The sequence below is a fragment of the Corynebacterium epidermidicanis genome, from assembly GCF_001021025.1.
GTDB lineage: Bacteria > Actinomycetota > Actinomycetes > Mycobacteriales > Mycobacteriaceae > Corynebacterium > Corynebacterium epidermidicanis.
Genome location: NZ_CP011541.1, coordinates 1,375,927 through 1,388,036 on the forward strand (window position 1 = coordinate 1,375,927; position 12,110 = coordinate 1,388,036).

The 12,110-nt window shown below is 57.8% G+C and carries 11 protein-coding genes; 4 read left to right on the forward strand and 7 right to left on the reverse strand.

Going from position 1 to position 12,110, the window contains the following annotated elements:
* The 6 genes from sufU to CEPID_RS06445 form a co-directional block, all read right to left on the reverse strand.
* Positions 1 to 444, reverse strand: coding sequence for a Fe-S cluster assembly sulfur transfer protein SufU (gene sufU, locus CEPID_RS06420; protein WP_047240261.1), 444 nt, complete (start codon positions 442 to 444; stop codon positions 1 to 3).
* On the reverse strand, positions 441 to 1,709 hold the full coding sequence (locus tag CEPID_RS06425; protein ID WP_047240262.1) for a cysteine desulfurase: 1,269 nt from the start codon (positions 1,707 to 1,709) through the stop codon (positions 441 to 443). Before CEPID_RS06425 ends, sufU begins: the two co-directional genes overlap by 4 nt.
* On the reverse strand, positions 1,709 to 2,464 hold the full coding sequence (gene sufC / locus CEPID_RS06430; protein ID WP_047240263.1) for a Fe-S cluster assembly ATPase SufC: 756 nt from the start codon (positions 2,462 to 2,464) through the stop codon (positions 1,709 to 1,711). Before sufC ends, CEPID_RS06425 begins: the two co-directional genes overlap by 1 nt.
* A 64-nt stretch (positions 2,465 to 2,528) precedes the next feature.
* The gene (sufD, locus tag CEPID_RS06435) at positions 2,529 to 3,710 is read right to left on the reverse strand and encodes a Fe-S cluster assembly protein SufD (protein WP_047240264.1); all 1,182 of its coding nucleotides are present in this window, start codon (positions 3,708 to 3,710) and stop codon (positions 2,529 to 2,531) included.
* A 5-nt stretch (positions 3,711 to 3,715) separates the two neighbouring features.
* Entirely contained in the window at positions 3,716 to 5,161 is a 1,446-nt protein-coding gene (sufB, locus tag CEPID_RS06440) for a Fe-S cluster assembly protein SufB (RefSeq protein ID WP_047240265.1), read from the reverse strand.
* Complete coding sequence (locus tag CEPID_RS06445; protein WP_047240266.1) at positions 5,158 to 5,895, reverse strand: helix-turn-helix transcriptional regulator; 738 nt, start codon at positions 5,893 to 5,895, stop codon at positions 5,158 to 5,160. Before CEPID_RS06445 ends, sufB begins: the two co-directional genes overlap by 4 nt.
* A 151-nt stretch (positions 5,896 to 6,046) precedes the next feature.
* On the opposite strand from CEPID_RS06445, the gene mptB reads away from it, so the two are divergent.
* From mptB to CEPID_RS06465, 4 genes are all read left to right on the forward strand, one after another.
* Positions 6,047 to 7,708, forward strand: a complete 1,662-nt coding sequence (gene mptB / locus CEPID_RS06450) for a polyprenol phosphomannose-dependent alpha 1,6 mannosyltransferase MptB (protein ID WP_047240267.1) — start codon at positions 6,047 to 6,049, stop codon at positions 7,706 to 7,708.
* Between the two features lie 6 nt (positions 7,709 to 7,714).
* Positions 7,715 to 8,689: an ABC transporter ATP-binding protein gene (locus CEPID_RS06455; protein WP_047240268.1), complete on the forward strand. Its 975-nt coding sequence runs from the start codon at positions 7,715 to 7,717 to the stop codon at positions 8,687 to 8,689.
* 1 nt (position 8,690) lies between these two features.
* Positions 8,691 to 9,470 carry an ABC transporter permease gene (locus tag CEPID_RS06460; RefSeq protein WP_047240269.1) on the forward strand — a complete coding sequence of 260 codons (780 nt, stop codon included), beginning with the start codon at positions 8,691 to 8,693 and terminating at the stop codon, positions 9,468 to 9,470.
* 84 nt (positions 9,471 to 9,554) lie between these two features.
* Positions 9,555 to 10,484 (forward strand): COX15/CtaA family protein, encoded by a 930-nt coding sequence (locus CEPID_RS06465; RefSeq protein ID WP_407921594.1) that lies wholly within the window; start codon positions 9,555 to 9,557, stop codon positions 10,482 to 10,484.
* A gap of 632 nt (positions 10,485 to 11,116) precedes the next feature.
* On the opposite strand, the gene CEPID_RS06470 is transcribed toward CEPID_RS06465, so the two are convergent.
* Positions 11,117 to 12,049, reverse strand: a complete 933-nt coding sequence (locus tag CEPID_RS06470) for a heme o synthase (protein WP_047240271.1) — start codon at positions 12,047 to 12,049, stop codon at positions 11,117 to 11,119.
* Positions 12,050 to 12,110 lie beyond the last annotated feature (61 nt).

The following is a 12,110-nucleotide window of genomic DNA, read 5'->3' on the forward strand; positions in this document are numbered from 1 at the left end:
CTAATTTTCCAGCGCTTCCGCGGTTGCAGCTTGGAAGGCTTTCCAGCCTAAAAGTGCGCACTTTACCCGTGCTGGGTACTTCGAAACTCCGGCGAACGCCACGCCATCGCCAATCACCTCTGGATCGCCTTCATCCGAGCCACGCGAGGTAACCATGTGCTCAAAAGCCTGCAGCTTCGCCATCGCTTCCGCAACCGGCAAACCGACGATCTCTTCGGCCATCACCGACGTCGAGGCCTGGCTGATCGAACAGCCCTCAGCGTCATAGGAGATGTCCTCCACGGTTGAGCCATCTTCCGACAGGTGAACCCGAAGCGTTAGCTCATCCCCGCAGGAAGTATTGACGTGGTGCACCTCAGCGGAATAAGGGTCGCGCAGCCCAGCATGCTGGGGATTCTTGTAGTGATCGAGGATCACCTCTTGATACATCTGCTCTAGTCTCATTTGCTCACTCCAAAGAAGTCCTGAGCCTGCTTGATCGCCGCCACGAGCCGATCTACCTCAGCAAACGTGTTGTAGAGGTAAAACGACGCGCGTGCCGACGCCTGAATCCCGGCAGCACGATGCACCGGCCAAGCACAATGGTGGCCAACCCGGATGGACACGCCGGCATCATCGAGCACCTGGCCGAGGTCGTGCGGGTGAATCCCCTCGACGGCGAAAGAAATCGCGCCGCCGCGTCGCTCCGCGGTCGTCGGTCCGAACACCGTCAGGCCGTCGATAAGCTGCAGCTGCTCCAACGCATACGCGGTGAGAGCATGCTCGTGCTTGGCGATGTTTTCCATCCCGATTTCGGTCAAGAAATCGACCGCTGCACCCAGACCGACAACCTGGGAGGTCATCTGCGTGCCCGCCTCGAAACGTTGTGGCGGTGCCGTGAAGGTAGTCCCTTCCATCGTGACCTTTTCAATCATCGATCCACCCGTGAGGAATGGCGGCAATTGAGCGAGCAATTCGCGACGTCCGTACAACGCACCCACGCCAGAAGGTCCGCACATCTTGTGCCCGGAAAATGCAGCGAAGTCAACGCCCAAAGCATGGAAGTCTACGGCCATGTGTGGCACAGATTGGCAGGCATCAAGTACCGTCAACGCGCCCACCTCGCGTGCACGTCGTACCAGCTCGGCGACATCAGCAACGGCACCAGTCACGTTGGACTGATGGGTAAAAGCTACGACCTTGACGCTGTGGTCGAGTTCGAGTGAGTCCATGTCGATGCGCCCGTCCTGCGTCACGTGGTACCACCGCAGGGTAGCGCCAGTGCGCTGGCAGAGTTCCTGCCACGGCACCAAGTTGGCATGGTGCTCCAGCTCGGTGACTACGACAGTGTCCCCAGGACCAACCGCCAGGTCGCCGGCGCGCGGATCACCAAGCACATAGGCCACGAGGTTCAGGGCCTCGGTTGCATTCTTGGTAAAAGCTAACTCGTCGGAGTCTGCGCCGACGAAGGCAGCGATCTTGTCCCTGGCTTCTTCGTAGGCATCGGTTGATTCTTCAGCGAGCAAGTAGGCGCCACGGTGAACCGGGGCGTTGGTGTGGAGGACAAACTGTTCCTCGGTGCGCCACACTCGTTCAGGGCGTTGCGAGGTCGCACCGGAATCCAGGTATGCCAACGGCTGGTTGTTTCGCACGGTGCGCTGCAGAATTGGGAACTGCGCGCGCACCGCGTCGATGTTTAAGGTTCCGTCAGTATTGGTGAGAGAAGTCATCACAGGTATTGGTCGTAACCGTTTGCTTCGAGCTCGTCAGCGAGCTCCGGACCACCGGTGGTAACGATCTTGCCACCAGCGAAAACATGTACGAAATCTGGCTTAACGTAGTTCAGGATGCGCTTGTAGTGGGTGATCATCAACACGCCGCCGTTTTCGCGCTCCTGGTAACGGTTGATGCCCTCGGAAACAACGCGCAGCGCGTCGACGTCCAGGCCAGAGTCCGTCTCGTCCAGCACCGCGAACTTAGGGCGCAACAGACCAAGCTGCAGCACTTCGTGGCGCTTCTTTTCGCCACCAGAGAAGCCTTCGTTCACCGAGCGCTCGGCAAACTCCTTGCCGATGGAAAGCTCATCCTGGGCCTCGCGAACTTCCTTGACCCAGTCGCGCAGCTTAGGAGCCTCACCGCGAACAGCGGTGGCAGCGGTCCGCAGGAAGTTAGCCATCGATACGCCAGGGACCTCGACTGGGTACTGCATTGCCAGGAACAGGCCAGCGCGAGCGCGCTCATCAACTTCGAGATCGAGGAGGTTCACGCCGTCGAGAAGCACTTCGCCACCGGTGACCTCGTAGCGAGGGTGGCCGGCAAGCGTGTAGGCGAGGGTTGACTTACCGGATCCGTTCGGTCCCATGATGGCATGGGTCTCGCCCGAGTTGATGGTCAAGTTAACGCCGTGGAGGATTTCTTTCGGCTCGGCGGATTCGTCGGCAGGCAAAACCTGAGCCGTCAGGTTACGAATTTCAAGGGTGCTCATGAGTTTCCTTCAATGGGAGTATAAAGTCTGGTGGTTCTTTGGGGAGAAATGGCTAGCGCGCCAACTAGAATTCGGCGCCCTCAAGTTCGTCGGCGATCTTCGATTCCAGGAGTTCGCGCAGTTCAGCGCCCGGGATTCGGTTGATTACTTCCGAGAAGAAGCCACGGACGATCAGGCGGCGGGCGTCTTCAGCTGGAATACCACGCGACAGCAGGTAGAACAATTGCTCATCGTCGAAACGACCCACCGTAGCTGCGTGGCCAGCGCCCACGATCTCGCCGGTTTCGATCTCCAGGTTCGGAACGGCATCTGCGCGTGCGCCCTCGGTGAGCACCAAGTTTCGGTTCGCCTCGTAAGTATCGGTGCCTTGCGCGTTTGCGCGAATCAGCACATCGCCGACCCATGCAGTGCGAGCCTCCGTACGCTCCGAGCTGGGATCTCCCTGCAGCGCACCCTTGTAGAGCACGTTGGACTTGCAGTTCGGTTCTGCGTGGTCGACCAGCAGTCGCTGCTCGAAGAACTGGCCGTCGTCGGCGAAGTACACACCGAGCATTTCGGCGTCACCGCCAGGAGCAGTGAATTTTACCTGCGGAACCAGTCGCACTACTTCCCCACCGAATACGGCTGCTGCGTGACGCAGGGTCGCATCGCGGCCAAGTACTGCGCGCTGAGCGCCGACATGGACGGTGTCGTCATTCCAGTTCGCGTGGACGACTACGTCGAGCTTGGCATTGTCGCCAACCACGAACTCGTGGTTATCTGCATGAGTGCCCGTTCCTACGAGCTCGAAGTTGACGCGGGCTTGCGCGCCCGGCTCAACGATGACCGCGACTGCACCAAAGGTGGTGGAGTCCAGGCCCTTGCCACGGATAGTAATCGTGACGGCATCGTTGTTGACAGAATCCTTGGCGAAAGTCACCACGGTAGCTTCCGTCATGGAGGTCCAGGCTTGGGCAGCTACACGGTCAACTGGAGCACCGGCTTGTCCCAGGCGAGCGTCGTCGCATGCAACAGTCTCGACGGTAACACCCTTGGCGCCTTCGGGAACGTCTACCGAAATATCTGGGCTGGTAGCTGGCAAGAAGGAGCCGTCGTGCAGGCCACGCAGTCGACGCAGGGGCACGAAGCGCCACACCTCGTCGCGACCCTTTGGTACTTCGAAGTCAGTGACATCGAAGGAGGAAAACAGGTCGCCCTTGTTGTTGTGGTACGTGGCGGCCTTTACGGTTTGTTCAGGTGCGGTCATTGCGGTTAGCCCACCGATCCTTCCATTTGCAGTTCAATCAGGCGGTTGAGCTCCAGCGCGTACTCCATTGGCAGCTCCTTGGCGATCGGCTCAACGAACCCGCGAACAATCATCGCCATGGCCTCATCTTCAGCCACACCGCGAGACATTAGGTAGAACAGCTGATCTTCAGAGACCTGGGAAACCTTTGCCTCATGGCCGAGGGAGACGTGGTCATTGCGAATGTCGTTGTACGGGTAGGTGTCCGAACGGGAAATGTTGTCCACCAGCAGGGCATCACATTCCACGTTGGAGGTGGAGTGGTGAGCTTCCTTGTTGATCTGTACCAAACCGCGGTAGGCGGCGCGACCGCCGGCGCGAGCCACCGACTTGGAGACAATGTTCGAGGAGGTATGTGGCGCCATGTGCACCATCTTCGCGCCAGTGTCCTGGAATTGGCCCTCTCCCGCAAAAGCCACGGAAAGCACCTCGCCCTTGGCGTATGGGCCGGTCATCCACACGGCTGGGTACTTCATGGTGACCTTGGAGCCGATGTTGCCGTCGACCCATTCCATGGTCGCGCCTTCTTCACACTTGGTGCGCTTAGTCACCAGGTTGTAGACGTTGTTCGACCAGTTCTGGATCGTGGTGTAGCGGCAACGGCCGCCCTTCTTCACGATGATCTCCACTACTGCTGAGTGCAGGGAGTCCGACTTGTAAATCGGCGCGGTACAGCCTTCCACGTAGTGGACGTAGGCATCTTCATCAACGATGATCAGGGTGCGCTCAAATTGACCCATGTTCTCGGTGTTGATGCGGAAGTAGGCCTGCAGCGGGATGTCCACGTGGACACCCTTCGGCACGTAGATGAAGGAGCCACCGGACCACACGGCAGTGTTCAGTGCAGAAAACTTGTTATCGCCCGCAGGGATGACGGTGCCGAAGTACTCCTTAAACAGTTCTTCGTGCTCGCGCAACGCGGTGTCCGTATCGACAAAGATGACACCCTTTTCCTCCAGGTCCTCGCGGATCTGATGGTAGACAACCTCAGACTCATACTGCGCGGCCACACCGGCGACCAGGCGCTGCTTTTCCGCCTCAGGAATACCCAGCTTGTCGTAGGTGTTCTTGATGTCTTCAGGCAGATCTTCCCAGGACGTTGCCTGCTTTTCAGTCGAGCGCACGAAGTACTTGATGTTATCGAAATCAATGCCGGAAAGGTCTGCACCCCACGTCGGCATCGGCTTCTTGTCAAAGATCTCCAGCGCCTTCAACCGGCGCTCGAGCATCCATTCGGGCTCGTTCTTAAGGCGCGAAATGTCCGCCACCACAGCATTGCTGAGGCCACGCTTAGCCGAAGCACCGGCTACATCGGGATCATGCCAACCGAATTGGTACGCGCCGATGGAATCGATGATCTCTTCGTCGGTGAGCTGGGTATTGACTTCTTGTGGAGTTGCCGCCTGAGTCATGAACCGCTCCTTCCCTGTCCTGGATCTTGTGGGTGTTGTCGCTTAATGGGTGTCAGTGGGATGTTGGTGGTACAGATTCCGTGGCCGTCGACGATGGTCGCCAACGGCTGCACATGTTGGCCAATCAATTCGGAAATCGCACGGTGCTCCGCCTCGCACAGCTCGGGGAATTCGGAGGCAACATGCGAAATTGGGCAGTGATGCTGACAAATCTGCACCCCTGTGCCCGCCTCGCTTGCCGACGCCGCATAGCCGCTACGCGAAAACGCCGCAACCAAATCATTCGCTGTCTTCTTGATCGACTCTTCTGTTGCCCCGGCTGGCTGAATATCCGCAACGATCGACTCGATGCGTTTGCGGGCGAACTCTCGAACTGCCGCGTCACCGCCGGTCTCGCGCAGAGCCGTGAGTGCCAAAGCTGCCAGAGTGTCGTAGTCGTGGCCGAATTGGCTGCGACCGGCGTCGGTAAGCGCAAATGCTTTGGCCGGCCGGCCTCGTCCCCGCTGGCTGCCATTGCGTGGACCGGTGACTTCGATAAGGCCTTCGGCCTGCAAGATGTCTAAGTGCCTGCGCACACCGGCTGCGGCCAGTCCCAAGTGTTCGCCAAGGAATGACGCACTTGATGGGCCGTGATGCAGCAAGGCGACGAGGATGTCGCTGCGAGTGCGTCCTTCGAATTGCTCCCTAGGCGGATCTTGGGGCTGTTGTGACGACTGTGAGTCAGCTCTCGTCATGCCTCGCGAACCTCCTTCGTGGAATCTGTTTGTCCAACGTCCATATTAGACAACACAAGTGTTCCGTAATTCATTCCACTTGTCCAATAGACACACCGAATCAAGACCATTTTCCAGGTTGACGCCTCGCCTGCAATTAGGATTGTCAGGCGTGAGCCCCTCCCCGCACAACGACCGATCAACTCAGGCAGCACGTTGGCCAGTAAGTGCACTGCCTAGAGTTGGCGCCCCTGGCTCGCGCTCCGCAGAACTCCATGAAGACCGCGCAGACACCTCCCGCGGCCTCAGTTATCTCGAAGAACAGCGCTTTGCTTATGTGCGATGGATGGGCACGCTAGGGACATTCATGATGGGACTTGGGGCGCTGGGCGCTGGAGCTTTCCCAGTGGTGGGCAATCCCTACCGGTCATTTCCGCTTGGGTCAGTAATGGCGCGTATGCTCACAACTTCTTCGATAATCACGCTGATCGGGGTAGGTTTTCTTGTTTTGGCCTGGGTGCTCATGGGTCCGTTCGTCACCACGCGCGTGCCGAAACCACACCAAGCTCGTGTGAGCATGACCATGTTGCGACGCACTTATATCGCTTGGGTTTTCCCCATCGCACTCTCCGCGCCACTTTTTACCCAAGACATTTATTCCTACCTTGCGCAGGGGTCCATCGTGCGTCAAGGAATGGATCCATATTCAGGTGGCCCCATTGATTTACTGGGGGCAAATGTTGACATTGCCCGCTCAGTACCATTCATTTGGGCACACTCTCCTTCTCCATATGGCCCGGTTGCTCTCGGGTTCGCTTCCGTGATTAGTCGGCTCACCTCGGACAGTATTGTCGCCGGAGTGTTCGCACATCGCGTGCTCGCTGTCGCAGGGTTATCCGTATCCGCCTGGGCGGTGGTTCGTTTGGCACAGCGATGCCACGTTAACCCACAGGCCGCTATGTGGCTGGGTATCCTCAATCCGCTCAGCATGCTCCATCTAATCGGCGGAATTCACAACGAGGCCATGTTGTTAGGGTTCCTCTTGGTCGGTTTGGAAGTAGGACTTCGGGGCGTCGATAAGCTAGCGCAATCGCCGGTTAGTGGATGGACACTGATTTTCATCGGGGCGGCTTTGGTGACTTGCGCTGGCCTGGTAAAGGTCACCGGGTTTATTCCCCTGGGATTCTTGGGTATGGCAATCGCGCGTTGTATGCGCGAGCGCGGACGCTCCCATGTCTTCGCTTGGCTGGTGGGCGGGCTATCCCAACTGCTTGCGCTGGTAGTCACGACCGCCGTGGTGACTATGCTCACTGGAATCGGCATGGGCTGGGTCACAGGCCAGGGCGGTGCCGCGACGATCCGCAGCTGGATGTCAATCACTACCGACATCGGAGTAATTGCCGGGGCGCTTGGCATGTTGCTCGACCTAGGAGATCACACAGACGCCATGCTCAGCATAACCCGGGGAGCTGGAGTACTTGTCGCAGGCGCTTTCATGATCCGCATGCTCTTAGCCACCTACCGCGGGACAATCCACCCAGTTGGCGGCTTAGGCATGTCGACGTTTATCTTGGTCGTCCTCTTCCCTGTCCTCCACCCGTGGTACATGTTGTGGGCGATTCTCCCCCTTGCCGCCTGGGCTAACCGCTCCGCCTTCCGGATGAGCGTGGTCGGCTATTCCGCCTTGGTCAGCTTCTTCGTTCTCCCGCGTGGATTGGCGCTACCACCATTGACTGTGGCGAGTATCTACATTGGAGCGGCAAGTATTTTCGCCGTGCTCTTGCTGTGTATGTGGTGGCTGTTGAGGAAACGCTTTCGTGGTGGCCTACACTGAAAATTTGTGGAAGCTAAGAATACCGTCCCCACGGCGAATGCCCCTGCGCTGGTGTTGGAACGAGTCACCAAGCGATTTGGGGAGAAAGTAGCTGTCAATCAGCTTTCATTCGAAGTGCCAGCTGGCTCAGTTCTGGCACTCCTAGGCCCCAACGGCGCCGGGAAAACCACAACCATCGAGATGTGTGAAGGCTTTCAGCGCCCAACGTCGGGACGCATCTCCGTGCTAGGTCTTGATCCAGCAACTCAGTCTGAACAGGTACGTTCTCGGATCGGCATCATGCTGCAAGGTAGCGGCGCCTACCCAGGTATCCGAGTCCTGGAAATGCTGAAGCTCATCGCTTCCTATAGCGCAGACCCGCACGATCCCGAGTGGCTTTTGGAGTTAGTCGGTTTGGGCGAGCATGCCAAGACGTCCTACCGACGCCTCTCCGGTGGGCAGCAGCAGCGCCTTTCCCTGGCTGCCGCGCTCATCGGACGCCCAGAGCTTGTCTTCCTAGACGAACCCACCGCAGGGATGGACGCCCAGTCCCGGCTCCGGGTATGGGACATCGTGCGCCAGCTGCGTACCGACGGCGTGACTGTCATCCTCACCACGCACCTCATGGATGAGGCGGAAGCACTTGCTGACAACGTCATCATCATCGATAAAGGCGAAATTATCGCGCAGGGCACGCCAGCCCAACTCATGGCACTGTCCTCCGCCGAGCGAGCTCACATTCAGCTCGAGACAGCGGCCGAGCTTGCCTCAGCTAGTTTCTTAGCTGACCTCGGTGACGCCGGTTTTACGCTTGACGCTGCCGCCTTCACTGCGCTCCGACCATTGCACTACCGTTTGCAGGCTGCCGCCTCGCCCGAGCTTTTGCAGGCAATTACGACGGCGGCATGCAACCAAAATGTTTTGCTGCGCCACATTAGCGTCGATTCCTCCTCACTCGAGGATGTTTTCCTTGACCTCACCGGACACGAGATGCGGAGTTAACATGTCTCAGATTTCCCATAGCCAGTTTTCTCCAGGCACTTTCGCTCCCTGGCCGCAGCGTGCGTCCATCGCGCGCATGATTTGTGCACAAGCATTAATCGAAGCCAAGCTCTTCTTGCGCCACGGGGAACAACAGCTGCTCTCGTTGATTATTCCGGCCGGTTTTCTCATCGGCCTAACGTTTATCGACATCTTGGGGGTTTCCGACCCAGTGTCGGAAGTATTCCCATTTTCGTTGGCGTTGGCAGGCATGAGCGCAGGGTTTACCGGACAGGCAATCGCAGTAGCTTTCGACCGCCGCTACGGAGCTTTGAAACGCATCGGAGCCTCTGGCGTTCCCTCGTGGACGATAATCTTCGGCAAGGTCGTGGCAGTGTTGGGCGTCGCTGCGATTCAAACCCTCATTCTGCTCACCCTGGCCCTAGTTCTTGGCTGGCGAACCAACCCCCTATACTTCCTCGGCGCAATCCCCATTCTTATTCTGGGTGTCATGGCTTTTACCGCGCTCGGCTTAGCACTCGGCGGTCGACTCAGCTCGGAAATGGTGCTGGCAACAGCAAATTTGGCGTGGTTCTTGCTCTTGGGCGCGGCAGCCTATGCAATGTTTCGAACGGGAGGCGACCCGCACCCAATGCTCAGCATTATCCCATCAGTAGCCTTCGCCGAAGCTGTCAAAGCCGCATTATCTGGCGATGTCGCCTGGGCAGATATCTTCTCCCTCGCGGTCTGGACCGCCCTGGCATCAACTGTTGCGACGAAGCTGTTCCGCTTCACGATGTAGCTTTGATCGGTGTGGTCGGCCTCACCAAGCTTCAGCGGTAGCGGATGCAGGCTTTAGGTGCTAAGCGGGCTAAGATTGATCAGCGTGACTACTTATTCTGCTGGTGAATCAACTGCTCAACCCCAAGGAATTGGGTCAATGAAGAACCAGGCCCGCTTGGCAATGGCTGTTCTCATTAGCCAAATAGCGATCCTGGTGACCGGCTCAATTGTCCGAGTGACCGGATCAGGCTTGGGTTGCGACACCTGGCCTAACTGCCACCAAGGCTCCCTTGTTCCCGTTCAAGGTGCGGCACCCTGGATCCATCAGATCATTGAGTTCGGCAACCGTGGTTTGGCTATCTTGCTCGGCCTGCTCACGGTCGCTCTGATCGTTTCTGTCTATCTGGGCCGCCGACGTCCCCTCATCAAGTATCACGCGTGGGCACAGTTCCTCGGTGTTGTGCTGCAAGCAGTCATCGGTGGTATTTCTGTACACCTCGACCTACGTTGGTGGGCGGTTGCGATCCACTTCTTGCCGTCGATGGTGCTGGTGTGGCTGGCGTCCCAGCTTTATGTTCGAATCCGTGAAGTTGACGAAGGAACTTACGAATGGACCTACCTCCGCCCACTTCGGCTCTTAGCGATTGGCTCCGCCGCTGCTTTGGCCGTGGTGCTCGTAACCGGCACGATGGTCACCGGCGCAGGGGTCCACTCTGGCGATAGTGGAGTTGGCATGGAAGGGCGCCTGGAAGTCGACATCGCCGAGATGGCCCACATCCACGCTCACTTCATGTACCTCTACCTCGGGTTAACCCTTGGCTTAGTAACAGCTCTCATTGCTACCAAAGCATCCCAACGCGCGCGAAAGCTCGGTTGGTATTTGGTTGCTTTCATCGTGATCCAGGGTGCTGTCGGCATCATCCAATATTGGTTCCACATTCCGCGCTGGACAGTGCCCTTCCACGTGGGACTGTCCGGCGTGGTCACGGCGTACAGCGGTTTGCTCTACGCAGTCGGGAAACAACGACGTTAGTCTTAAGTTCCTCCGCTGCCCCCAAGCTGGTTTCCGGCGTGGGGGCGGTTGTCATTTCACCGGTTCCCCGATGTCCTCCATGGCATGCAAAAGCTTGCCGACGCCAGAAGCCCCGGCACAATCAGCCATCAGCCTCAATCGTGCCGTGGACGACTCTTATGAAGACGTGGCCTGCTAGAACACTGACGCGTTAAGTAGCAAAAGTGTGCCCAGGCATCGCAATGCTCCTAGAATGCGCCGCGGGTTTTGTCGCTTTCCGAGAGCAATTACAGACTCCCCGTCGAACCACTGCTAGGCAGATGAAGAACACGCCTCACGTGCTGCGATCGCCGGATGAGCAGACGTCAATCCTGAGGACTCGTTGTGCTCAGATGAATCGCCGTTTTGATCTAAGCGTAGGAACTGGTTGACCAGCTCGCTTGTGACCACGCTTAGCCGACCGGGGCGCGCGTGTTTGTGTATCCCGGTCTTCGGATTGTTCTTTGTGGATCTACCTGGGACTGCACCGCTGACGAGACGCCAACCAGCCCTACCTCTTTACATGACGCGCAAACGACAGACGTCGACAAGCAGCAAAATGCCCTCCCGTAGTGTGATCGAGAGGGCTAAGTTCCGCGGAAGCTCTACGGCTACTAGAACAGCGTGAGGTTCCAACCCAAATGGCTACCCACAGTGGTGAGGCCGAGGAGGGCGTCGACGGACAAGGCGACGAAGACCAGGGCTAGGTAGTTGTTGGACAGAATAAATAGTGCCAATGGTTTAGTCTCCTGGCCTCGGGAAACTTTGTGATGCAGCGAGGTGGCCATGATGATAAACCAGATGCCAGCGATCACCGCGGCAGTGGCATAAACCCAGCCGGCGGCCGGGATAAGCAGGAAGGTGACCAGCACCGTAATCCAGGTGTACACCACGATCTGACGGGTAACTTCAGCTGCTGGCTTGACCACTGGGAGCATCGGTACGCCGGCGGCCGCGTAGTCATCGCGGTATTTCATGGCTAGCGCCCAGGTGTGTGGCGGGGTCCAGAAGAAGATGATCAAGAACAGCACGATTGCCTGCCACCACTGTGCGGGAGTGCCTGCAGGCGTATTAGATGTGATGACAGCCCAACCAACCACGACCGGCATGCATCCGGCAGCGCCACCCCAGACGATGTTCATGGGGGTCGAACGTTTCAACCACTTGGTGTAAATGAAAATGTAGAACGCGATGGTTGCCATCACGAAAACCGCAGCCAGCAAAGAGTGACAAAGCAACCACAGCCACAGGAAGCTCACAATGGTGAGGGTCCAGGCAAAGATCGTCGCATTGCGGTTGCTCACCGTAGCTTTAGCCAGCGGACGCTTCTGTGTACGTCCCATCAGCTTGTCGATATCTGAATCGGCGACCATATTAAAGGTGTTCGCCGCCGCGGCACCCATCCATCCGCCAATGACCGTGAGCAAGATTAGCACCATGTGGTTGTGTCCACGGTCGGCCTGTAGCATCGCGGGAATCGTTGCTACCAGCAAAAGTTCGATAACCCTAGGCTTCGTCAGCGCAATGTATGCCTTGATCGTCTCCAAGGATTAGCCTCCAGCAACGTTAAAGTCGAATAAAAAGATAGAAGTTGATATGCCAACTATC

Excerpts from the sequence above, each read along its gene's own strand:
- sufC (WP_047240263.1), bottom strand. The coding sequence starts at position 2,464 with ATGAGCACCCTTGAAATTCGTAACCTGACGGCTCAGGTTTTGCCTGCC.
- sufD (WP_047240264.1), bottom strand. The coding sequence starts at position 3,710 with ATGACCGCACCTGAACAAACCGTAAAGGCCGCCACGTACCACAACAAC.
- CEPID_RS06425 (WP_047240262.1), bottom strand. The coding sequence starts at position 1,709 with ATGACTTCTCTCACCAATACTGACGGAACCTTAAACATCGACGCGGTG.
- CEPID_RS06445 (WP_047240266.1), bottom strand. The coding sequence starts at position 5,895 with ATGACGAGAGCTGACTCACAGTCGTCACAACAGCCCCAAGATCCGCCT.
- sufB (WP_047240265.1), bottom strand. The coding sequence starts at position 5,161 with ATGACTCAGGCGGCAACTCCACAAGAAGTCAATACCCAGCTCACCGAC.
- sufU (WP_047240261.1), bottom strand. The coding sequence starts at position 444 with ATGAGACTAGAGCAGATGTATCAAGAGGTGATCCTCGATCACTACAAG.
- CEPID_RS06460 (WP_047240269.1), top strand. The coding sequence starts at position 8,691 with ATGTCTCAGATTTCCCATAGCCAGTTTTCTCCAGGCACTTTCGCTCCC.